Origin of the sequence: Streptomyces sp. NBC_00299 (assembly GCF_036173045.1) — a bacterium.
Taxonomy (GTDB): Bacteria; Actinomycetota; Actinomycetes; order Streptomycetales; family Streptomycetaceae; genus Streptomyces; species Streptomyces machairae.
The window spans coordinates 1,353,197-1,375,213 of record NZ_CP108039.1; the positions used below are offsets into that span (position 1 = coordinate 1,353,197).

The 22,017-nt window shown below is 71.6% G+C and carries 21 protein-coding genes and 2 pseudogenes; 4 read left to right on the forward strand and 19 right to left on the reverse strand.

Annotated elements, in window-relative coordinates:
* Positions 1 to 17: 17 nt before the first annotated feature.
* The 6 genes from OHT51_RS05820 to OHT51_RS05840 form a co-directional block, all read right to left on the reverse strand.
* Positions 18 to 1,259, reverse strand: coding sequence for an LLM class flavin-dependent oxidoreductase (locus OHT51_RS05820; protein ID WP_328877805.1), 1,242 nt, complete (start codon positions 1,257 to 1,259; stop codon positions 18 to 20).
* 81 nt (positions 1,260 to 1,340) lie between these two features.
* Positions 1,341 to 1,418, reverse strand: a complete 78-nt coding sequence (locus OHT51_RS43300) for a putative leader peptide (RefSeq protein WP_338117315.1) — start codon at positions 1,416 to 1,418, stop codon at positions 1,341 to 1,343.
* A 100-nt stretch (positions 1,419 to 1,518) separates the two neighbouring features.
* Positions 1,519 to 2,571: a glutathione S-transferase C-terminal domain-containing protein gene (locus OHT51_RS05825; protein WP_328877806.1), complete on the reverse strand. Its 1,053-nt coding sequence runs from the start codon at positions 2,569 to 2,571 to the stop codon at positions 1,519 to 1,521.
* Positions 2,572 to 2,638: 67 nt separating this feature from the next.
* Positions 2,639 to 2,737: a putative leader peptide gene (locus OHT51_RS05830; RefSeq protein WP_328877807.1), complete on the reverse strand. Its 99-nt coding sequence runs from the start codon at positions 2,735 to 2,737 to the stop codon at positions 2,639 to 2,641.
* Positions 2,738 to 2,829: 92 nt separating this feature from the next.
* Complete coding sequence (locus OHT51_RS05835; protein ID WP_328877808.1) at positions 2,830 to 3,201, reverse strand: BBE domain-containing protein; 372 nt, start codon at positions 3,199 to 3,201, stop codon at positions 2,830 to 2,832.
* A 101-nt stretch (positions 3,202 to 3,302) separates the two neighbouring features.
* Complete coding sequence (locus tag OHT51_RS05840) at positions 3,303 to 4,421, reverse strand: FAD-binding oxidoreductase (RefSeq protein ID WP_328877809.1); 1,119 nt, start codon at positions 4,419 to 4,421, stop codon at positions 3,303 to 3,305.
* 189 nt (positions 4,422 to 4,610) lie between these two features.
* On the opposite strand from OHT51_RS05840, the gene OHT51_RS05845 reads away from it, so the two are divergent.
* Positions 4,611 to 5,351 carry a class I SAM-dependent DNA methyltransferase gene (locus tag OHT51_RS05845; protein ID WP_328877810.1) on the forward strand — a complete coding sequence of 247 codons (741 nt, stop codon included), beginning with the start codon at positions 4,611 to 4,613 and terminating at the stop codon, positions 5,349 to 5,351.
* 33 nt (positions 5,352 to 5,384) lie between these two features.
* Here OHT51_RS05845 and OHT51_RS05850 read toward each other — a convergent pair whose 3' ends face one another.
* From OHT51_RS05850 to OHT51_RS43305, 8 genes and pseudogenes are all read right to left on the reverse strand, one after another.
* Positions 5,385 to 5,843, reverse strand: coding sequence for an RrF2 family transcriptional regulator (locus tag OHT51_RS05850; protein WP_328877811.1), 459 nt, complete (start codon positions 5,841 to 5,843; stop codon positions 5,385 to 5,387).
* A 52-nt stretch (positions 5,844 to 5,895) separates the two neighbouring features.
* Positions 5,896 to 7,101: an acyl-CoA dehydrogenase family protein gene (locus tag OHT51_RS05855; RefSeq protein ID WP_328877812.1), complete on the reverse strand. Its 1,206-nt coding sequence runs from the start codon at positions 7,099 to 7,101 to the stop codon at positions 5,896 to 5,898.
* Between the two features lie 150 nt (positions 7,102 to 7,251).
* Positions 7,252 to 8,403: an LLM class flavin-dependent oxidoreductase gene (locus OHT51_RS05860; RefSeq protein ID WP_328877813.1), complete on the reverse strand. Its 1,152-nt coding sequence runs from the start codon at positions 8,401 to 8,403 to the stop codon at positions 7,252 to 7,254.
* A 40-nt stretch (positions 8,404 to 8,443) separates the two neighbouring features.
* Positions 8,444 to 9,638 (reverse strand): annotated as a pseudogene (locus OHT51_RS05865) (SfnB family sulfur acquisition oxidoreductase).
* Positions 9,635 to 10,192, reverse strand: a complete 558-nt coding sequence (gene ssuE, locus OHT51_RS05870) for an NADPH-dependent FMN reductase (RefSeq protein WP_328877814.1) — start codon at positions 10,190 to 10,192, stop codon at positions 9,635 to 9,637. Before ssuE ends, OHT51_RS05865 begins: the two are co-directional and overlap by 4 nt.
* An 11-nt stretch (positions 10,193 to 10,203) precedes the next feature.
* The gene (locus OHT51_RS05875) at positions 10,204 to 11,421 is read right to left on the reverse strand and encodes an acyl-CoA dehydrogenase family protein (protein WP_328877815.1); all 1,218 of its coding nucleotides are present in this window, start codon (positions 11,419 to 11,421) and stop codon (positions 10,204 to 10,206) included.
* 46 nt (positions 11,422 to 11,467) lie between these two features.
* Positions 11,468 to 12,598, reverse strand: a complete 1,131-nt coding sequence (gene sfnG / locus OHT51_RS05880) for a dimethylsulfone monooxygenase SfnG (RefSeq protein ID WP_328877816.1) — start codon at positions 12,596 to 12,598, stop codon at positions 11,468 to 11,470.
* A gap of 185 nt (positions 12,599 to 12,783) precedes the next feature.
* Positions 12,784 to 12,864, reverse strand: coding sequence for a putative leader peptide (locus OHT51_RS43305; protein ID WP_351078001.1), 81 nt, complete (start codon positions 12,862 to 12,864; stop codon positions 12,784 to 12,786).
* Between the two features lie 137 nt (positions 12,865 to 13,001).
* On the opposite strand from OHT51_RS43305, the pseudogene OHT51_RS05885 reads away from it, so the two are divergent.
* Positions 13,002 to 13,455, forward strand: a pseudogene (locus OHT51_RS05885) (LysR family transcriptional regulator).
* Between the two features lie 40 nt (positions 13,456 to 13,495).
* Here the strand turns inward: OHT51_RS05885 and OHT51_RS05890 are convergent.
* The 5 genes from OHT51_RS05890 to OHT51_RS05910 all read right to left on the reverse strand — a co-directional run bounded on the left by OHT51_RS05890 (position 13,496) and on the right by OHT51_RS05910 (position 18,480).
* Positions 13,496 to 14,785 (reverse strand): sulfite oxidase, encoded by a 1,290-nt coding sequence (locus OHT51_RS05890; RefSeq protein ID WP_328877817.1) that lies wholly within the window; start codon positions 14,783 to 14,785, stop codon positions 13,496 to 13,498.
* A gap of 294 nt (positions 14,786 to 15,079) precedes the next feature.
* Entirely contained in the window at positions 15,080 to 15,844 is a 765-nt protein-coding gene (locus OHT51_RS05895; protein WP_328877818.1) for an amino acid ABC transporter ATP-binding protein, read from the reverse strand.
* Between the two features lie 19 nt (positions 15,845 to 15,863).
* Complete coding sequence (locus OHT51_RS05900; RefSeq protein ID WP_443052699.1) at positions 15,864 to 16,814, reverse strand: ABC transporter substrate-binding protein; 951 nt, start codon at positions 16,812 to 16,814, stop codon at positions 15,864 to 15,866.
* A gap of 2 nt (positions 16,815 to 16,816) precedes the next feature.
* Positions 16,817 to 17,332 (reverse strand): GNAT family N-acetyltransferase, encoded by a 516-nt coding sequence (locus OHT51_RS05905; RefSeq protein WP_328877820.1) that lies wholly within the window; start codon positions 17,330 to 17,332, stop codon positions 16,817 to 16,819.
* Positions 17,329 to 18,480: an LLM class flavin-dependent oxidoreductase gene (locus OHT51_RS05910; protein WP_328877821.1), complete on the reverse strand. Its 1,152-nt coding sequence runs from the start codon at positions 18,478 to 18,480 to the stop codon at positions 17,329 to 17,331. Before OHT51_RS05910 ends, OHT51_RS05905 begins: the two co-directional genes overlap by 4 nt.
* A gap of 464 nt (positions 18,481 to 18,944) precedes the next feature.
* On the opposite strand from OHT51_RS05910, the gene OHT51_RS05915 reads away from it, so the two are divergent.
* Both OHT51_RS05915 and OHT51_RS05920 read left to right on the forward strand, forming a co-directional pair.
* Positions 18,945 to 20,018, forward strand: coding sequence for an ABC transporter permease subunit (locus tag OHT51_RS05915; protein WP_443052700.1), 1,074 nt, complete (start codon positions 18,945 to 18,947; stop codon positions 20,016 to 20,018).
* A complete protein-coding gene (locus OHT51_RS05920) occupies positions 20,015 to 21,976 on the forward strand; it encodes an FAD/NAD(P)-binding protein (RefSeq protein ID WP_328877823.1) in 1,962 nt (653 codons plus the stop codon). Before OHT51_RS05915 ends, OHT51_RS05920 begins: the two co-directional genes overlap by 4 nt.
* Positions 21,977 to 22,017: the final 41 nt, after the last annotated feature.

Below are 22,017 nucleotides of genomic sequence, written 5' to 3' on the forward strand. Positions count from 1 at the left end.
CTGCGGGTCCTTCCGGCTCAGGCGATGGGGGTCCCCCCGGGCTCGAGCGAAGTCGAGAGCCTGGGGGAGTAGCGGTTGGCGGGGCGGGCCAGGCCCAGCAGGCCGCGCAGGGTGGAGGCCTCGTAGGCACGGCGGAAGGCGCCCCGGCGCTGGAGTTCGGGGACGAGTCCCCGGGTGATCGCCGGAAGGTCATGGCCCGCGACGGCGGGCCGAAGCCGGAAGCCGGAGAGCCCTGCCCCGCGCAAGTCCTGGAGCAGATCGGCGAGTTGAGTGGGGGCACCGGCGAAGATCAGGGCGTCACTCGTGTACGGCTGTCCCGCGAGCACGTCCAGCCGTTCCCGGCGTGCCCTTGCGGCGGCCGGGTCGTCGTCGAGGAAGACCACGATGTCTCCGAAGATGTGCAGGGGCTCGGCGGCCCGACCCGCGGCGTCCTGCTCGGCGCGGACCCGGTCGACGATCGCGCGGGCCTCGTCGGCGTCGTGCGGGGTGACGTATCCGACGTCGGTGGCGCGGGCCACGAGCCAGTACGGGACGGTGTCGTGGGCGAGGGCGCTGACGATCGGCTGGCCCTGCGGCGGGCGGGGTGTGATGGAGGGGCCCCTGACGCTGAAGCGCCGGCCCTCGAAGTCGATGTAGTGGAGCTTGTCGCGGTCGATGAAGCGCCCGGTGGCGGCGTCCCGGATCTCGGCGTCGTCCTCCCAGCTGTCCCAGAGGCGGCGCACCACCTCCACGTGGTCGGCGGCCTCGTCGAAGAGGTCGGTCACGACCTCCTGCGCGGCCGGACTGTCGTAGGCCTCGATGCGCCCGACGGTGCGGCGGCCGAAGTGCGCGGCCTCATTCGGGCGGGCGGTGATCTGCACGCGCAGACCGGCGCGCCCGGCGCTGACGTAGTCGAGGGTGGCGATCGCCTTGGAGATGTGGAACGGCTCCGTGTGGGTGGCGACGACCGTCGGCACCAGACCTATGCGGCTGGTCAGCGGGGCCACACGGGAGGCGATGAGGACGGCGTCGAGGCGGCCACGGACCTGGTCGGTGCGCTCGTCCGGATCCAGGAAGTGGGAGGACTGGAGACCGAGGCCGTCCTCGAGGGTCACGAAGTCGAGCAGTCCGCGCTCGGCCTCGGTGACCAGGTCGGTCCAGTACCCGGCGGTGAACAGGTCCCGGGGGCGGGCCACCGGCTCGCGCCAGGAGGCGGGATGCCAGCCGGTGCCGTCCAGGGCGACGGCGAGATGCAGGGAGGGAGAGGGTGTTGAGGACACGAGTCGGTGCCTTCCTGGAAGTCCGTGACAAGAACGCCGAGGGGACTCACGCAGGGGTGGGCTCGGCGGTGGAGGAACGGGTCAGGAGCAACAGAGCGCGCCGGCCACGCGCTGGAGGTCGATGTGGGGCCGGGAGTGGAGGTGGACGGCGTGGAACATGTGCGTCACGTCCGCCACCTCCGTCCTCCACGTCGCGCGCTTCGCGCCTCGCACATCTCGACATCAGTCACAACGCGCCGACGTCGGCAGGTTGTTCCCGTCAGGAGTTGTCCAACGGCAGCCCGGGCGGGTTGACCTCCGACTTGGCCACTGCCTCGCCCGAGAGGTTCCAGGCGGCGAGCCACTTGGCGTACTGGCCGTTGTCGATCAGGTGGTTGATCGCGTCGGCGAGGGGCTGGGCGAGGCCGCTGTCCTTCTTCGGCCGCTCGACCTGCGCTCGTGCCCCGGTTCCGGCTGCCGCGTGGGCCGCCCAGTCCAGGATCTGGACGGCCGCTCCGGCGTCCTCCAGGCCCCGGCAACGGGCGTGGTGGCGGCGGGAGATGGCGTCGAGGTCGAGATGCGCACCGAAGGCCGGGTGCGCGGCGAGCCGGCGGGCGTAGGCCCACAGGGTGGCGTGCGCGGCGACGCGCTGCACCGCTGCGGCGTCCAGGTGGTGCCGGTGCACGGTGTCGAGTTGGACGAGCGTGACCCACAACTCGACGTCGGCGGCCGTGATCTGATCGCGAATCAGGTATTCGCGCCCGTCCAGCCACCGGTCCAGCGCGCCCAGCGCACGCAGCAGGGTCCCGAGCGCCTCGTCCCGCTCCGCCCGCTCGGCACCGGCCGCCCCCGCGGCCTGCGCGGCCTCCTCGATGTCCTGTGCGCACATCCGCTCGACCGCCTCGATCTCCGACTCCGCGCCGCACGGGTAGAGCTCCAGGCGACAGCCGCCGAAGCGCCGGGCGAGGTCGCGGGTGATGTCGGGGGCGTGCGTGCTCACGATGCGCCCGGACCAGTCGTCGCTGAGGACCGGCGCGAGGGCCGGTCCGGCGTACCGGTGAACACTGGCGTCGTACAGCGGACGCAGCGCTGCGTGCCCGCCGTCGGCGCAGTCGGGGATCGCGGGCAGGAAGGTCGCCGGACACACGTCGTCGAGGCGCAGCAGGCTGTGGGCGACGGCGATGCGCAGGCCGTCCGCACAGGCGGTCGTCAGGTGGAGGCGGTAGCGGCGCGGCACGGCGTAGTGGCCGCTGCGCTCGTCCCGGCCGATCCGGCCCCGGAAGGCGGGAGCGGTCGGTGCGGACGGATGGGCGGCCAGCGGTGTGACGGACATGACTCTCCCCGGGGCAGGCGTGTGGACGTACACGTACGGAAGCGACGTGGAGGCTCGGCTCAGGGGGTCAGATCGCGCTGCAGACGCGGAGCAGGTCGATGTGACGGCGGGACGTGAGAAGGGGCGTACGGCTCACTCGACCGGTGACCGACTCAGGACGCCCCATGCTTCCCTACCAATTCACTAGGAAATCTGATGAGAGTGTCGGTCCGCGCGCGGCCCACGTCAAGACGGCGTCCGCGGATTGAGCAGTCACATTCACGCCGCGCGTACCGACAGGGCGTGGCGGAAGACGTCGCGGGGGTCCCACTTCGCCTTGACGCGCCGGAGGCGGCGGTGGTTGTCGCCGAAGTACAGGGTCTGCCAGGGAGCGCCGGTGTTCCGGGCGGGGTCGGCGAGGTCGGTGTCCGGGTAGTTGATGAACGCGCCGTCGGCCGCCGCCGGGGCGCCGCCGGTGTCGGCGTACACGTCCTCGTAGAGCTCGCGCAGCCAGCCGATGTGCCGGGCGTCGTCCCGGGGGTCCTCCCATCCGTTGACGAAGAACATCTTGATGATCGCGTCGCGGTGGGGGGTCGCGGTCGTGTCCGGCGCCACGGCGTTGACCTTGCCGCCGTGGGTGTAGAGGCTCACGCTGCCGGCCGGGTGGTCGTAGTCGGAGCGGGTGAGGTGGTGGTGCAGGGCGTCGATCTGCCGGTCGCTGAAGCGGCGGCGCAGATAGCCGGACTTGACCTTCAGCCGGTAGCGGGGGCCGGGTCGCCCGGCGAGCCGGCCAGGGCGGCTGCCAACCAGGCCTGGTTCCGGACGGTGCGCACGGGCTGGACCGGCACGCCCCGGTTGATCGCGGCGAGGTGCTCGTCCAGCATCCGCTCGGCGCCGGAGTCCGCTGCCACCTGCCCGATCATGAGGACCGTCCCCGACGGGCGGCGGGTGAGCGCGAGTTCGCTGTAGAGGGCGAGGTACGGCGAGTCCGGGGCGCTGTGCTTCTCGGCCCACTCCCCGTGGTTGCGGACCAGCCGGGCGAAGGACGTCCTGTCCAGTTTCTGCCAGTCCCAGGTGACCGAGAAGCTCAGCACGCTCGACGGCGGCGCGGGCAGCAGGCCGGACGGGTCGTCGCCGGCGGCGCCGGGGGTGCGGAACCAGTAGCGGGTGACGATGCCGAAGGTGCCGGGTCCGCCACCGGTGTGGGCCCACCACAAGTCCCGGTGGGGATCGGAGAGTTCGCGGGTGGCCACCACGGCACGCGCCCGGCCCTGCCGGTCCACGACGACCACCTCGACCGCGTGCAGATGGTCGACGGACAGGCCCATCAGCCGCGACAGCGGACCATAGCCACCGCCCAGGACATGCCCGCCGACGCCCACGTCGGCACACCAGCCGGCCGGAACCGTCACTCCCCAGCCCAGATACAGCCTCCGGTACACCTCACCCAGCAGGGCACCGGCCTCGACGGCGAAGGCTCGGCGGCCGGGGTCGTAGGAGACACCTGTCAGGGCGGACATGTCGACGACCACCTCCACGGCCGGGTCGGCGACGAAGTTCTCGAACCCGTGGCCGCCGCTGCGGACCGTGATCCGGCGGCCGCTGTCGACCGCCTGCTGCACGGCCCGGACCACGTGCGCGGTCGTACCGACCACCCAGACGTGCTCCGGCTCGCCCACGAACCGTCGGTTGTACCCCCGGGACGCCAGGGACCGGTACCGCGGATCACCTTGTCCGACCATCGCCGGTCCGGGCGGCGGCGGGCAGGACGCCTCGTCCGCAGCCGCGACCGCTCCCGCGACCGTCCCGGGCGCCACGACCCCCGCCGTCGTGGCGACCAGGCCGCCGCGCAGCACGTTCCTCCTGCTCATTGCCCCCATGACCGTTCCCCCTAGTCCCTTGGAATTCCTGGCTTCCTCCTGCCACGAAGCTAGGCGGAGACGGTGCCGAGGGCAGTCGTCCCAGCCCCCGGTTCACGGTGGTGCCAGCACCCCGGTCGAGCGACGGCCGACGGCGAAATTCACGTGCCCCGCGGCGGCGGTCGGCAGTACCGTCCCGGTGTGATCGATGAAGACGGCTACTTCGGAGAGAACATCGCGGCCACCTACGACACGTCAGCGGCGGACATGTTCCGCGCCGACGTGGTGGGCCCCGCGGTCGACCTGCTGGCCGGACTCGCCGGCGACGGCCCGGCGCTCGAACTCGGCATCGGCACCGGCCGGATCGCGCTGCCGCTGGCCGGCCGCGGGGTCCCGGTGCACGGCATCGACCTGTCCCGCGCGATGGTGGACAGGCTTCGTGCGAAGCCCGGCGGTGACGCCGTCGAGGTGACGATCGGGGACTTCGCGACGACGCGGGTGGCGGGCGAGTTCGCGCTCGCCTACCTCGTGTTCAACACGATCGACAATCTGACGACCCAGGACGCCCAGGTCGACTGCTTCCGCAACGCGGCCGCCCATCTGCGGCCCGGTGGCTGCTTCGTGGTGGAGGTGGGCGTGCCCGCTCTGCGCCGGCTGCCGCCCGGGCAGAGCGCCGTACCGTTCCACATCAGCGACACCCAGTGGGCGTTCGACACCTACGACGTCGCCACCCAGGCGATGAGCTCCAACTACGTCACCATCGTGGACGGCCGTGCCGAGCACTGGTCCATCCCGTTCCGGTACGTCTGGCCGGCCGAGCTGGACCTGATGGCCCGGCTCGCCGGTCTGCGGCTGCGCGACCGGTGGGAGAACTGGACGCGCGAGCCGTTCACGAGCGAGAGCGGCAAGCACGTGTCGGTGTGGGAGAAGCCGGCCGACTGATGCGGGCGCCACCGAAGAGCTGCGAGACGCCGGTCAGGGGTTCGTCCACGCATCGGGGTCGTCCGCGAGGCTCAGGACGTCGTCGGGCAGCTTGGCCGCTGCCACGTGGGCCAGAGTGACCTCGCCGAGGATCTTGCGGACGTTCGCGCGTACGGCGATCCACAGCGGCAGCAGGGACTCCGCGGGGCCGATGTAGGAGAGGTCCGGCGGGCGTACGCCGCGCACCGAGACCAGGGGGCCGTCGGCCACGCGGATCACGTCCGCGATCGGGATCGAGTCGGCCGGGCGGGCGAGCCGGTAGCCGCCTTTGCCGCCGCGCTGACTGACCACGAGTCCGCCGCGGCGCAGGTCCCCGAGGATGCCCTCCAGGAACTTGTGCGGGATGCCCTGGGCCGCCGCGATCGCTTCGGCCTTGAGCGAGGTGTCGTCACCGGCCGCGGCCAGCTCCAACGCCGCCCGCACCGCATAGTCCGCCCTCGCCGAGATCCGCATGCTGAGATTATCCATCACTGCCGCGCTCGTCCCCACCGGCCGACTCGTCGGGTCAGGCGGGAAGGCTGAACGGCGGGTGCGCCCCGTTGAGGAAGTAGTCCCCGACCTCGCGCAGTCTGTGGGCGATCGGCTCACGCAGGGTGTGCGTGCGGGTGTCGCGCCAGAAGCGGTCCAGGCCGTGGCGGGCGAAGGCGGCGGGCGCGCCCACGGCGTCCAGGGCCCGGGCGGTGATCTCCTGCGCGGCCCGGGAGGCGGCGGCCTCGGCCGCGCTCGCGAGGACGGCGATCTCCGCGCACTCCTCGTCGTCGAGGTCCTCGCCCCGCGTCAGACCGCGGTTCAGGGCGTCCACCGCCTGGTCGGCGAGGGCCGAGGCGGCACGTGCGCCGACGGCGAGCTCACCGAACGCCGTCAGCACGTACGGGTCCTGTGGCGGGTGCCCCGGCCAGGGTTGCGGGGAGAACGGCTGCCAGGGGGACCGCACCGCCCGTCCGTGCTCGCGGACTTCGCCGAGCAGCCCCTCGGCGACGCCGAGGCAGAAGTGGGCGGAGACCAGCCGTGCGGTCGGTGCGGCGAGGCCGGCGAAGGGTGACAGAGCGCCCTCGTCGGAGGAGAGGGAGCCGAGCACGTCGTCGGCCGCGACCGACACGGCGTCGAACCCGACACCGCCGGCGGCTGCCAGCCGCTGGCCGAAGGTGTCGCCGCCGCTGCCGCTCACGAGGCCGGGGTGGGCGGGGTCGACCAGGACGGCGAGGGGTTCGCCGATGCCGGGCACGGCGGCGCGGACCACCAGCCGGTCGGCGACCCCGACTCCGGAGCCGTACCGCTGATGGCCGTCCAGCAGATAGCCGTTGGCCGTGGGGGTCAGCATGAGCGGCGGTTCCTGCGAGGCGATACCGCCGCCCCAGTACCACTCCCCCGCCGTGAAGGCCCGCTCGATCCGCGCGGCGCGGTCGGGGCCGGCGAAGAACCGGGCGCAGAAGGACAGGAAGTAGTGGCTGCCCAGCAGGTGGCCGATGGCCCCGTCGGCAGCGGCGATGGTCCGGACGACGGCGTAGGCGGTGCGCCAGTCCGCGCCGCCTCCGCCGTGGTCGGCCGGTACGAGCAGCGTGAGCATGCCCGATTCGCGCAGCCGGGCGACCTCGTCGAGGGGTGGCTTGCCGGCCTGCTCGCGCTCGACCGCGTCCGTGGCGAGGTCGTCCGCCAGCTCACGGGCCGTGTGCAGCCAGTCGACACACCTCGTTCCTGTTTCGGTTGTCATGGCGGACTTCCTTCATGGCCGAAGAGAACGCGGTGCCTGGCTGCCCGGCCGACCGGGTCAGCGTCATCCTCACTCGCTCCACCGACCAGGGTCAACACTTCCCTAGTAATTCGATAGGAAATCTAGGGAATATGTGTCCCTCGTGGCCGATTACCGCTCAGCGAAGGGGATCTGAGCCTCGGGGCGAGGTGCCGTCGCGCTGCGGAACGGGTGGCTCCACAGCCCCTGCGCCTCCAGTCGCGGCAGCACGCCCTCGCCGAACGAGTACGCCTCCTCCAGGTGCGGATAGCCGGAGAGCACGAACTCGTCGATGCCCAGCCGGTGGTACTCGGCGATCCGCTCGGCGACCTCGTCGTGACTGCCGACGAGCGCGGTGCCCGCCCCGCCACGCACCAGCCCGATCCCGGCCCACAGGTTCGGGTAGATCTCCAGGTCGTCGCTGCTGCCGCCGTGCAGCGCGAGCATGCGCCGCTGCCCCTCGGACTCGCTGCGGGCGAGACCGGCCTGTACGGCCCGCACGGTTTCCGTGTCGAAGCCGGCCAGCAGCCGCCCGGCCTCCGCCCACGCCTGCTCGGCGGTGTCCCGGGTGATGACGTGCAGACGGATGCCGAAGCGGACGCTGCGGCCCTCCTTCTCGGCCAGCGCCCGGACCCAGGCGATCTTCTCGGCGACGGCGGCCGGCGGCTCTCCCCAGGTGAGGTAGACGTCGACGTGCCGGGCGGCGATCTCCCCGGCGATCGGTGAGGAGCCGCCGAAGTACACCTCCGGGACCGGGTCGGGCACCCGGGCCAGCCTCGCGTCCTCGACCTGGAGGTGCTCGCCGACCAGGTCGACGGTCTTGCCCTCCCACAACTCCCGCACGATCTGCAGGAACTCACCGGTACGGCGGTACCGGTCGTCCTTGTCGAGGAAGTCGCCGTAGGCGCGCTGCTCGTGGTTCTCGCCGCCCGTGACGACGTTCAGCAGGAGCCGTCCGCCGGACTGCCGCTGGAAGGTGGCCGCCATCTGCGCCGCGAGGGTCGGCGAGACGAAGCCGGGCCGGAAGGCGACCAGGAACTTCAGACGCTCGGTGTGCTGGCTGACCATGGCGGTGGTGAGCCAGGCGTCCTCGCACCAGGCGCCGGTGGGGGTGAGCGCGCCGACGAAGCCCAGGTCCTCTGCCGCGCGGGCGATCTGGCTGAGGTAGGCGACCGTCGGCGGCCGGTCCCGGCCGGATGCCGTCGCGGGGGTGCCGTGGCCGCCGCCGACGACGTGGCGGCTGTCGCCGTTGGTGGGCAGGAACCAGTGGAAGGTCAGGGACACGCGGGGCTCCGATCGGGGAGGTGGTTGAGGGGAACGCTCGTCAGAGCAGGCCGTGCCGGGGCGGCCTGGTGCCGTTCAGCACGTAGCGGCCGATGTGCTGGACCTTCCAGCGGGCCGGATCGTGCAGGGTGTGGGTGCGGGCGTCGCGCCAATGGCGGTGCAGGCCCAGGGAGTCGAGGGCGGAGCGGGTGCCGGCCACCTCGAAGAGGGCACTGCCGACCTCCAGGGCCGCTTCCGCCGCCGTCACCTTGGCGGCTGCCACGTCGATCGAGGCCTCGGCTGCCGAGTCGTCGGTCAGGTCGGCGCGGGCGGCGTCCACGGAGCGTGCCGCGGTGACGAGCAGCGCGTCGGCGGCCCGTACCCGGATCGCCAGTTCGCCGAAGCGCTGGATCAGCAGCGGGTCGTCGGCTGCGGTGGCGTGGCCTTCGTCGACGCTCTCGAACCAGGGGCGGCTCTTCGTGCGGACGAACTCCACGGCCTCGGCCAGCGCTCCGGCGGCGATCCCCGCATCGATGGCCGCGTGCAGCAACTGGGCCACGGCGCCGTGGAGTTGAGGCCCCCGGAAGGTGAGGTGGTGCGGCACCACGCGGGCGGCGGGCACGGGCACCGACTCCAGGCGGACGGTGCCGCTGGCGGTGGTGCGCTGGCCCATGCCGTCCCAGTCGTCCACGACCGTGAGGCCGGGTGCGTCCCGCGGCACGTACGCCACGTGCAGGTTGTCGTCGTCGGCGCGGGCGAGGACGGGTCCGGTCGGCGAACAGGGCGCCGGTCGAGTAGTGCTTGACGCCGTCGAGGACGTACGAGCCGTCCGGGCGGCGCCTGAGCCGGGTACGGATGTCCTGGACGTGGCTGGTGCCCGCCTCGGACTGGGCGTTGCCGAACCGCTTTCCCGCCAGTACCTCGCCGAAGAGGAACTCCTGCTGCTCCCGCGTCCCCTGCCGGCGCAGCACGCCCACGTACACGAAGTGGCTCTGCGGGATCTGGGCGAGGCTGGCGTCCGCCGAGGCCAGCAGCCGGAAGATCTCGGCGAGGGTCTCCGTACGGACGTCCGCACCGCCGAACTCCGCGGGCACCGTCACACCCAGCAGCCCGGAGGCGGACAGCCGCTCCAGTTCCGGGTGCGGAAGCCGGCGCCGCGCGTCCCGCTCGGCGGCGTCCTTGCGGAAGTCCGCGGCCAGTTCGGCGGCGACGCCGAGGGCCTCGGCGTCGCCGGCGAGCACGGTCGCCGCGGTCATCCGGTGGCCGCCAGCACCGTCGGGCGGCCACCGAGGGCGAGCGAGAACTGGTCGGTGACCTGGGCCAGGGCCTCGGCGGCGCCGGGCGCGACGGTCAGGGTGCCGTCGTCGGCGACGGTGATCTCCTTGTCGAGTGTGAACCAGCCCGGCGTGATGTGGGCGGGGCCCATGGAGTTCAGGACCGGGCGCAGGGCGTAGTCGATGGCCAGGACGTGGGCGGTGGTGCCGCCGGTGGCCAGCGGCAGGACCGTCTTGCCCGCCAGCGCGTACTGCGGGAGCAGGTCGAGCAGCGACTTCAGCAGGCCGGAGTAGGCGGCCTTGTAGACGGGGGTACCGATCACGATGCCGTCCGCCTGCTCGAAGAGGGCGGTGGCCTCGACGATCGCCGGGTGCCGGAACTGGGCGTGCAGCAGGGCCTCCGGCGGGAGCGCGCGGACGTCGAGCGGGATCACGTCGTGTCCCTGGGCGATCAGCCGGTCGTCCAGGTGACGCAGCAGGCGCGCGGTGCGGGAGGTGGCGGAGGGGCTGCCGGAGACGGAGAGGATGGTGGCCATGGGAGGACCTTTCAGGAGTACCAGGTGGGCTGCGGCAGTTCGCCGGTGAGGACGTGGCGGCCGATCTCGCGGCGCTTGTAGGCGACGGGGTCGTGGAGGGTGTGGGTGCGGACGTTGCGCCAGAAGCGGTCCAGGCCCTCGGCGGAGGCGGTGGCGCGGGCGCCGGTCACCTCGAAGATGCGGTTGGTGACCTCCAGGGCCACATCGGTGGCGCGGGCCTTCACCGCGGCCACCCGCACCTCGAACTCGCCGCGGGCCCGTTCGGTGACCGCGTCGGGGTCGTCGTGCAGCTTCTGACCCTCGGCGGCCACGGCGTCGGCCAGCGCTTCGGCGGCCCACAGCTTGGCGGTGAGATCGCCATAGGTGTCGATGACGTACGGCTCGTCGACGGCGTGCTCGTGGCCGCCGTGCAGCCAGGCGCGGGACTTGGTCCGGGTGTAGCCGGCGGCGGTCTCCAGGGCGCCTGCGGCGATGCCGAGGTAGAAGCTGACGAAGACGAGCTGGATGGTCGGCACGTTCAGGGTGTTGTAGACGCGCGGCCGGAACCTCTTGTCCACATAGCCCGCGGCGGCCGACCAGGGGACGCGTACGGCGTCGAGGGTGACGCCGCCGCTCTCGGTGAGGCGCTGCCCGATGTTGTCCCAGTCGTCGTGGAAGATCAGGCCCTCGCTGTCGGACGGGACGATGGCGAACACGTGGTCGTCGGTGCCCTCCAGGACGCCTTCGAGCACGGTGACGTCGGAGACCTTGCTGCCGGTCGAGAAGGACTTGCGGCCGGTGAAGGTGAGGGTGTCGCCCTCGTCCTTCACCACCACGTCCTCGTCGCGCGGGTTGACCGCGCCTCCGAAGAACCACTGGTTGCGGGCGGCCTCGGCCTCCACGTGCTCCCACTGTTCGCGGGTGGCGACCAGCCGGGCGGCCCAGTTCCACAGGTAGTGGTAGCCGAGCAGCTGGCCGATGGAGCCGTCCGCCTTGGCGACCTCGCGGACGACGCGGTAGGCGGTGGGCCAGTCCTGGCCCGCGCCGCCGTGCTCGACGGGTCCGAGGAGGGTGACCAGGCCGGCGTCCTTCAGCAGCTGGACCTCGGCGTACGGGGTGGCGGCGGCCTTGTCGCGGGCGGCGGCGTCGGTGGCGAGGACTGCGGCGACCTCGGCGGCACGGGCGAGCCAGCCCTCGGTGTCCTTCGGGGTGGGGGCGGTCTTCCAGTCGGCCGGTGTGGCGGTGCTCATGGGAACCCCTTTTCGTCTCGTGTGGGGGAGCGGATGCGGATGGCGGTCAGGCGTGGGCGGCGGCGACGGGCTCCGACTCGGCCTCCTGGGCCTCCAGTTCGCGGACGAGGGGCAACACCCGCTTGCCGAAGTACTCGACCTCTTCCAGGTAGTGCAGGAAGCCGAGGAGGAAGAGGTCGACGCCGAGCCGCTTGTAGGCGACGATCCGCTCGGCGATCTGCTCGGGCGTGCCGATCAGACCCGTGCGGAAGCCGTCGTTGTACTGGACCAGGTCCTCGAAGCTGGAGTCCTGCCACATGCCCTTGCCGTCGGCGGTGGACGGACCGGCCTGCTGGACGGCGTCGCGGAAGCCGTGGACGGCCTCGGTGTTGGCCTTGGCGACGATCTCGCGGAGCGTCTCGCGGGCCTCGGCCTCGGTGTCGCGGGCGATGAGGAAGCCGTTGAGCCCGAACTTCGGTGCGCTGCGGCCCGCTCGGGCGGCGGAGGCGCGGACGTCGTTGATCTGCTCGGTGACGCCGTCGAAGTCCTTGCCATTGCTGAAGTACCAGTCGGAGACACGGCCGGCCATGGCGCGGGCGGCGCTGGAATTGCCGCCCTGGAAGATCTCCGGGTGCGGCCGCTCGGGGGTGTTGAGCGGCTTGGGCTTGAGGGTGAAGTCGCGTACCCGGTAGAAGTCCCCGGCGAGTTCGGCGTGGTCCTCGGTCCAGATCCTGCGCAGCGCGCTGATGAACTCCTCGGCGCGCCGGTAGCGCTCGTCGTGCTCCAGCCAGGGTTCGCCGAGGGCCGTGAACTCGCCCTTGAACCAGCCGCTGACGACGTTGACGGCGAAGCGGCCGTTCGACAGGTGGTCGGCGGTGGCACCGAGTTTGGCGAGGACGCCGGGGTGCCACAGACCGGGGTGTACGGCGGCGATGACCTTCAGGCGCTGGGTGGCGAGCAGCAGGGCGAGGCTGAAGCTGGTCGACTCGTGCTGGAACTCGGCGCCGTAGCCGGCCATGTAGCGGACCTGGCTGAGGGCGTAGTCGAAGCCGTTGTTCTCGGCGAGGACGGCGAGCTCGCGGTTGTAGTCGTAGCCCCAGTCGGTGCGCTGCTCGATGGTGCTGGTGACCAGGCCGCCGCTGACGTTCGGCACCCAGTAGGCGAAGCGCAGGGGGTCGGATCCGGGCGGTACGGGCATGGGGAACTCCTGGCATGACTGCGCACGCGAACAGGGCGCGTGCGTGGCAGGGAAACGTGTTCAGTGATCGGGATTCAGGCGTGCGGAATCGCCGTCCCGGGGAAAGCCGAAATCACCGCGGAAATCGACCGGCAGTGAAATGCGCGAAGAGAGCGGCGCGAGTGCGAGGGTTTCCCTCGGTGCGCTCAGACCCGACAGCGACAGCAGGAGCTGGAGACACGCGCGAGGTCGACATGGCGTCGCCGCGTGAGGTCCTGTCGCTTCATGCCATCGATCAAAGCAGCGGGTACTCCGGCAGGTCAAGAATGCCCGGTTGGGATTCCACATGCTGAGAGTCGGTATTCACGAGGTTGTGACAGGGCTTCACTTGAACGCGGCGCGCGGCCCGGGTCACGCTCCTGGCGTGCGTATCAAACAGCTCGAATACATCGCCGCCGTCGCGCGACTCGGTTCGCTGCGGCGCGCCGCCGAGGAACTGCATCTGTCCCAGCCGGCGCTCAGCGAGACGGTGCGCAATCTGGAGCGTGAGCTCGGCGTTGACCTGCTGGAGCGCAAGCGGTCCGGTGCGAAGGTCAGCGACGAGGGGCGGGAGCTGCTGCCGCACATCATGAGCGTGCCCCGAGATGGGCAAGCTGATGGTCGCCGAGGGACTGGGGGCGACCGTGCTGCCCGACTTCAGTGTCATCGGGGACCTGCTGGAGCGGCGGGGCGCGATCACCGTACGGCCGCTCGCCGGCGACGCGACCGACGTGCTTCTGGTGCTGCAGAGCCGTCCGGCCGGCCCGGTTCCCCGGGCCGTCCGCGATCTGCGCGGGCTGTTCGTGCGCAACGCGCGGGCGCACGGCGCCCCTTCGTGAACCGGCCCTTCGTGAAGCGCCCCGCCGTGCAGCTGCCCGGTCAGATCACGGTCACCGGATGCCGGACCACCGCGTCGAACAGATAGCCCTGGGTGTTGGGCACGGCGACGTCCGGCTGGCGGCGACCGGCCGTGTCGGTGGCACGGGCCAGGAGGTGGGTGGCACCGGTCGCGTCGGGCTTCCAGGTGACGGACCAGCGGGTCCAGGTGTCGGCTCGGGGCCGGTCGTGCAGCCGGGCCCTGCGCCAGTTCGCGCCGCCGTCGGTGCTGACATCGACGCGCGCGACGGCGCCCGCGCCCGACCAGGAGCGACCGTGCAGCACCTGTCCCCGTCCCACCGGGAAGGTCGCGCCGCTCGCCAGCTCGAAGACGCTCTTCATGGTCTGCCGGGTCACCGGCGCGCTGCCCTCCTGCGGGTGGGCGGGGCCGAACAGCCGGTAGAAGGTGGTGTTCCACGGCGAGAACAGCGGCTGCGCGGACACCTCGATGTCGCCGACCCACTTGATCGACGCGATCCCCACCCACGAGGGCACCAGCACCCGCACCGGATACCCGTGGTCGTACGGCAGCGGCTCGCCGTTCATCTCGTAGGCGAGCAGGACGTCGTCCAGCGCCTTGGCCAACGGCAGCGGCCGGCGCACCCGGCCGAGGCTCTCGCCACCGCTGACGTACTCGGCGTCCAGCCCGCGCGGCTGCAGGTCCACGGCATACGGGGACAGCCCGGCCTTGCGCAGTACGTCGGCGAGGCGTACGCCGCGCCAACGCGCCACGCCGACCGCGCCCAGCGTCCACGAGGTTCCGGAGACCGCTTCCTGCTGCTGGGTGGTGTAGTAGCTGCGGCCGTTTCCGGCGCACTCGACGAACGCGGTCCGGGTGACGGCGGGCAGGGCGCGCAGATCGTCGTACCCGAACTCGACCGGGCGGCCCTCGGCGGGCTTGCCGCGCAGCCCGTCACCCCAGAGTCTCAGCCGCCAGTCGGCGGCATCCAGAACAGGTGTCGCCGTGTGGTTGCGCACGAAGAACAGCTCGTTGGGGGTGTGATGTCCCGTTCCGCGCAGCGCCTCCCAGCGGGTCTCGGCGTTGGTGCCACGCTGGATGAACCACTCGGGCGGCAGCGGTTTGACGATCGGAGTGCCGGCCGCTTGCGCCGGACGCGGCGCGGGCAGCGCGGTCGCGGCCGCCGTGGCGGCGAGCAGGGTGAGCAGCCGGCGGCGGCTGACCCCGTCCGCCCGGGCATCGCCGGCGAGCCACTGGCGCAGTCTGCGGCGGTCGTAGGCGCTCTCGTCGACGCGGGACGTGGGACGGGGCGAGGGTGCAGGGGATGCGGGCATGACGGGTCCTCGTCATCGATGGTCAGGCCGGAGGGTGAGACCGGGCGTGAGGGCGCTGCGGCACAGCGCGAGTCGGGCTGCCAGCCAACGACACCAGTGGGTACGACTGTGGGAGGCGTGGCCGGGAGAGCATGCGTCAGCCGGGGAACCGACACAGCGCGGCGGCCACGCGGACGAGGTCCACGGCACGGCGGCGTGTCAGAGGCTCCAGCGGTGGCATGGCGCGATGCAAACACGCTGGGTGTGATGGTGTCAACGGAGCGTATTCGGCGCCGAGTTGGGGTTCGCGCTTCTTCAGAGGACCTTGGCGAGGAAGGTGCGGGTGCGCTCCTGCCGCGGGTTGTCCAGGACCTCCGCGGGCGGTCCCTGCTCCACCACGACTCCGCCGTCCATGAACACCACGGTGTCGGCGACCTCGCGGGCGAAGCCGATCTCGTGGGTCACGACGATCATGGTGGTGCCGCTGCCCGCCAGGTCCTTGATGACGTCGAGGACTTCGCCGACCAGCTCCGGGTCCAGGGCGGAGGTGGGCTCGTCGAAGAGCAGCACCTTCGGTTCCAGGGCGAGCGCGCGGGCGATGGCCACGCGCTGCTGCTGGCCGCCGGAGAGCCGGCGTGGGTAGGTGTCGGCCTTGTCCGCGAGGCCGACCCGGTCGAGGAGCCGCAGAGCGGTCGCCTCCGCCTCCTTGCGCGGGCGGCGCAGCGCGGAGACGGGAGCCTCGACGACGTTCTCCAGCACGGTCAGATGCGGGAAGAGGTTGAAGTTCTGGAAGACGAACCCGATGTCGGTGCGCTGCTTCAGGACCTCCTTCTCCTTCAGCTCATGCAGCTTGTTCCCGGAGCGGCGGTAGCCGATGAGCTCGCCGTCGATGCTGACCCAGCCACGGTTGACCTTCTCCAGGTGGTTGATGGTGCGCAACAGCGTGGACTTCCCGGAGCCGGACGGACCGAGGATCACGGTGACCTCGCCGGCGCGGACCCGCAGGTCGACGCCGCGCAGCACCTCCAGCGGGCCGAAGCTCTTGTAAACGCCGTGGACGTCGACCATGACGTCGCTCATGTCTTCTCCGTAGGTCGTGTCACGTGTGCTCGGGCGGGTTGATCCGGGACGTGTCGATCGCGGAGGCGGAGGTGCCCCACTTCTTGAGGATCCGGGCGTAGGTGCCGTTCTCGATCAGCTCGTTGACGGCGGCCCGGAAGGCCTTGGTGAGCGGGGAGCCCTTCTTGAACGCGAAGCCGACGTCGAGGCGGTGGAACTCCCCGAGGAAGGCCGTCCGCGATGCGGGCTGTGCCGCCTGGTGGCGCAGGCCGTTGATGGTCGACATGATCACGTCGATACGGCCCTGCTGGAGCGCGGTGAGCGTGGCCGCGTTCTCCGAGTAGACCTTGACGTCGTAGGGCTTCTTGCCGGCCTTCGCGCACACCCCCTTCTGCGCGGTGAGAGTCGCCTCGAAGGTGGTGCCGGCGCCCGTGCCGATGGTCAGCCCGCACAGCTGGGTGAGGTCGGTGACCTTCGCCTTGAGGGCGGTGTTGCCCTTCTTCACCGCGAAACCCTGGCCGTCGTTGATGTAGGTGACGAAGTCGATGGTCTTCAGACGCTCGGCGGTGACGCCGAAGTTGCCTGTACCGAAGTCGTACTTGCCGCTGCCGAGGGCGGGCAGGATCGTCTCGAAGGACGCGTCCTGACGCTCCAGCCCGACGCCGAGGACCTTCGCCACCGCGTCGGCGAGGTCGATGTCCTGGCCGGCTGACGCCTTGTCCGTGCCGTTCGGGTAGTAGGCCCCGGGCGGGAATCCGATCGAGCTGCCGACGCGCAGCTTGCCCGCCTTGCGAACGTCGGCGGGCAGCAGGGCGGCGGCGGAGTCCACCTTGCGGACGGCGGCCACCGGGTCGTCGGTCGGTGCGGGCGAGGCCTCGGCACCGACCGCCGCCGTGCCGCCGGTGCCGCCGGAGCCGCAGGCCGTCAGCGCGAGCAGGGGCAGCAGGGCGAGGGCGGCGGTGCCGCGCAGACGGGTTCTGAGCGTGCGGATGTTCACTGGGCGGGGGCCTTTCCCGTGTGTTCCTGCACTGCGAGGTGCTTCTCGAAGGGCAGCGGGCCGATGGTCTCCGGGTCGGCCTCCGTGTCGAACAGCGGTGTGTAGCCGGTGGCCAGGTACAGGCCGCGGGCCTCGGGCTGGCGTGGACCGGTGGTCAGGTACACGCGGCGATATCCCCGGACGCTCGCTTCGCGTTCCAGTTCGGCTACGACGCGGCGGGCGAGGCCGCGTCGGCGGTGGGCGGAGTGCGTCCAGATCCGCTTCAGTTCGGCCGTGGTCGCGTCGTATCTGCGGAAGGCGCCGCCCGCCACGGGCTCGCCGCCCTCCAGCAGCAGCAGGAGCAGGCCGCCGTGGGGTTCGGTGAACTCCTCGTCGGGGTAGCGGGAGATCTCGGCGTGCGCGTCCTTGCCGTAGCGCGTGGAGTACTCGTGGCCGAGCTCGCTCAGCAACGGTCTCACGCGCGGGTCGGACACCGGTACGTGAACGACGGTCAACTCGGGTGCGGAGGTCATGCGTTCACCGCCACCGGCGTCCGCGCCTCGCTCGCTGCCCGCTCGGCGTCGCGCTTGGCGACCTCCTCGCGCACGATCGGGATCACGTGCCGGCCGAAGTCGATGGCGTCGCCCAGCAGGTCGTAGCCGCGGGCGGAGAGGATGTCGACGCCGAGGTCGTAGTAGTCGAGGAGCGCCTGGGCGACCGTCTCCGGGGTGCCGACCAGGGCGTTGGAGTTGCCCGCGCCGCCGGTCGCGGCGGCGGTCGGGGTCCACAGGGCGCGGTCGTACCGCTCCCCGGCCTCGGCGATGGCGATCAGGCGCTGCGAGCCGACGTTCTGAGGTGGTGCAGCCTGCGGCTGCACGTGTCCGTTGTGACGCTTGGTGATCGCCTCGCCCCGCTCCCTGCGAGCCTTGATCGCACCTACCGTGCGGTGCGCCTTCTCCCAGGCCAGCTCCTCGGTCGGGGCGATGATCGGGCGGAAGGCGACCTGGATGCGCGGCACGTCGGTGCGGCCCGCGGCCTTCGCGGCGGCCTTCACGTTCTCGATCTGCTCGGCGGTCTTCGCCAGGGGCTCGCCCCAGAGGCAGTAGATGTCGGCCTCGGCGCCTCCGGCGGCCAGCGCGGCGGGCGACGAACCGCCGAACGACACGTTGGGGCGGGGCTGCTGGACCGGGAAGACGTCGCTGACGAAGTCGCGGAAGCGGTAGTGCTCGCCCTCGTGGTCGAACGGCTCGTGGGTGGTCCAGATCTTCTTGACGACACTGATGTACTCGCGGGTGCGGGTGTAGCGCTCGTCCTTGGTGAGCGTGTCGCCCTCGCGGCCCTGCTCGTGATCGTTTCCGCCGGTGATGAAGTGGACGGTCAGCCGGCCCTCGCTGATCTGGTCGAGGGTGGCGAACGTCTTCGCGGCGAAGGTGGGGTACGAGACGTTGGGCCGGTGGGCGAGCAGGATCTGGAGGTGCTCCAGCCGGCTCGCGATGTATGCGGCGGCCGGTGCGGGGTCCGGCGATCCCGAGCCGTAGGCGAACAGCACCCGGTCCCAGCCGTGGTCCTCGTGCGCCCGGGCGAGGCGGAGCGTGTAGTCCTTGTCGAAGGCGGCGCCGGAGCGCGGGGTGGTTTCGGAGCCGTTGTTGGTGGCGGCTATACCGAGGAACTCCACGGGCATGGGAATGACCTCTCGGGACATGCGCGTGCGGGCAGGCTGAACCGCCTGGTACGCAGAGGTGAACGGGCGAGTGAATTCAATGCGAGCGTGACGACGCAAAGCGTCGGAATGTGGTGCTGCGGCAGCGCGCGAAGAAAGGAGAACTCGGCCCGCGACGGGGTCACCGAGGGAGGGAAGGGCCGGTCAGAGGGCCCGCTGCCGAGTCAGGCGCAACACGCCGCGGACCACACTCGACCGAAGTCGATGTAATCGCGCGAGACCAAGCGCTGCTGGGCAGTCATGCGACCAATTGAGCAGTACATCGTGCTCCCCGTCAAGCAGCTCCCGGATGCCGGAACGCCCGGACATCCGCGTCCCGGCCCGCTGTTGACACATCGATGGCATGGGCACATACGATCGACGCCGGATCGGCTCCGCGTTGCGCGGCAGCCTCTCCGGCCGCGTTGAGGGACGTGGCGAGCGTGATGACGCCGGCCCCGGCCGCACCGAGTGCCCTGGGGTCACCCACGCCTGCGTTCCCTCCCCCGGAGAGCCTCCTCATGGTCACGTCGCCCGATCTCACCTCCAGTCCCGCCACGAAGAGCCCCCCGCTGGTCGACGTCGACCCGCCTCGGATCGTCCCGCGCCGGCACGTGGGCCGGTGGCTGACCGCCGCCGTCGCGCTGCTGTTCTTCGCGATGGTGCTCAACTCCGTGATCCGCAACGACGCCTTCCAATGGGATGTGGTGGGCCGGTACTTCACCACGGCCGCCGTGCTCGACGGACTGCTGCTCTCGCTGTGGCTGACCGCTGTGGTGATGGTGCTCGGCTTTCTGCTCGGCACCCTGCTCGCCGTGATGCGGCTCTCCGCCAACCCGGTGCTGCGCACCCTGAGTTGGGGCTATGTGTGGATCTTCCGGTCCACGCCCCTGCTGGTGCAGCTGCTGTTCTGGTTCAACATCGGCGCCCTGTATCCGACGCTCGGCCTCGGCATCCCGTTCGGCCCGGAATTCATCACCTTCAAGACGGTCAATCTGCTCGGGCCCACCCTCACCGCTGTCATCGGCCTGACCCTGCACGAGACCGCCTACGCCGCCGAGGTGGTGCGCGGCGGCATCCTCTCCGTGGACGCCGGGCAGACCGAGGCCGCCCAGGCACTCGGGCTGAGCAGACGCCGCACCCTGCGCCGGATCGTCGTGCCGCAGGCGATGCGCTCGATCGTGCCGACGGCCGGGAACATGCTGATCGGCACCCTCAAGGGCACCAGCATCGTCAGCGTGCTGGCCGTGCACGACCTGCTGTACTCGGTGCAGTTGATCTACAACCAGACGTACCAGATCATCCCGCTGCTGATGGTCGCCACCCTGTGGTACATCGCGGTCACCACGGTGCTGAGCGCGGGCCAGTTCTACGTCGAGCGGTACTACGCGCGCGGCAACTCCCGCACGCTGCCGCCCACTCCGCTCCAGCGACTGCGCGGCCACCTGACCGCCGTGCGCCTGCGGCTGCGGGCGGCGACGGCGGCAGACGCCCGCCCGGCGATCGGCGGTGACCGGTGAGCGGCAGCCCTGCCACGTCGGTCCTGGTCGTCGTGGGCGCCGGCCCGCGGGCCACGGGCCTGCTGGAGCGCATCGGCGCAAACGCCCCCGAACTGTGGGACGGGGAGGGGGAGTTGCGCATCCATCTGGTCGACCCGCATCCGCCCGGGCCGGGTCGGGTATGGCGGGACGAACAGTCCGCGCTGCTGCGGATGAACTCGATGGCGGAGGACGTCACGATGTTCACCGACGAGTCGTCCACCATCGACGGTCCGGTGCGGCCCGGACCGTCGCTCGCCGAGTGGGCCGCCCAGTTCTCCGGCCGGGGTCCGCGCCACGCGCCGTACGCCGAGCCCGCCGACCCGGAGGTGCTCGCCGAACTGCGCTCGCTCGGCGGTACGGACTTCCCCACCCGCCGGGCCCAGAGCGCCTATCTGGACTGGGTGTTCCGCAGGGCGCTGGCCCAGCTGCCGCCCACCGTCACGGTCGAGTGGCACCGCACGACCGCGACCGCGGTCACCGGTCCCCCGGACGGCCCGCAGCACGTGCACCTGGCCGACCGCGCCACACCCCTCACCGCCGACCTGGTGGTCCTGGCCCAGGGACACATCGGCTCCACCCCAGCCGCGGAACACCGCGCCCACGCCGCCTTCGCCCGCCGCCACGGCCGCTTCCACCTGCCGCCCGAGTTCTCCGCCGACGCCGACCTGTCCGCACTGCGGCCCGGCGAGCACGTCGTCCTGCGCGGCTTCGGGCTCGCCTTCATCGACCTGATGGCCCTGCTCACCGAGGGCCGCGGCGGCACCTACCGCACCGAGGCCGACGGCAGCCTCACCTACCTGCCGTCGGGTCGCGAGCCCGTACTCCACGTCGGATCGCGGCGGGGAGTGCCGTACCACTCCAAGACCCGCTACCAGCTCCAGGGACCCAGGCCACCGCTGCCCCGGCACTTCGGTCCCGAAGCGGTCGACGCGCTGCTCGTCGAGGGGCGCCCGCTGGATCTGCGGCGCGATGTGTGGCCGCTGATGGCCAAGGAGATCGGCTTCGGCCACTACCACGAGCTCTTCCACGCCCACCCCGAGCGCACCGTCGTCCCCTGGCCGGACTTCGTCGCCGCCTACGACCGTCTGGACTGGTACGCCGACGACATGGCCGACCTCGTCGCCGCGGCCGTACCCGACCCGGCGGACCGGCTGGACTTCGAGACACTTGACCACCCCCTGGACGGTCTCGCGTTCCCCGCGCCGGACGCCTTCCAGGCGCACTTGCGGGAGCGGATCGCACGGGACGTCGCCCGCCGCGAGGACCCGGAGTTCAGCGCCGACCTCGGGGCGTTCCTCGCGCTGCTCTCCATCTACGGGCAGTTGCCCCGCCTGGTGGCCGGCGGACGGCTGACCGCTCGGTCCGTCGCCGAGCAGCTCGACGGCTGGTGGCACGGGTTCTTCAGCTTCCTGGCCTCCGGGCCGCCCGGCTTCCGGCTGCGCCAGCTGCTCGCCCTGTCCCGGGCCGGGGTCGTCCGCTTCCTGGGCGCCGGCATCCGGATCGGCACCGACGAGGCCACCGGCACCTTCACCGCGGCCGGCTCCACCGTTCCCGGGCACACGCTCCACGCCACCGCCCTGATCGAGGCGTATCTGCCCCGCCCCTCCCTCGACCGCACCGAGGACCCCCTCCTGCGTGACCTGCACCGGGTGGGCGCCCTCACCGAGGAGGTCATCGCCGACCCCACTCACACCCACCGGTCCGGCCTGCTGGCCGTCTCCGCCGCGGACGGCCACGTCCTCGACCCGTCTCTCGGCGGCACGCACCCACGCCGTATCGCCCTCGGCGCCCCCACCAACAGCCGGGCCGTCGCCGCGTTCGCCCGCCCGCGCACGAACGCCCCCGCCTTCCGCCAGAACGACGCCGTGGCGCGTGCATTGCTGTGCGCCCTGAGCTCGCAGTTCCCAAAGGAAGAGATGGCAACGTCCACTATGTGAAATCCCTCTTGGGGTGAGCGCCACCTTCTGCCACGATCCCC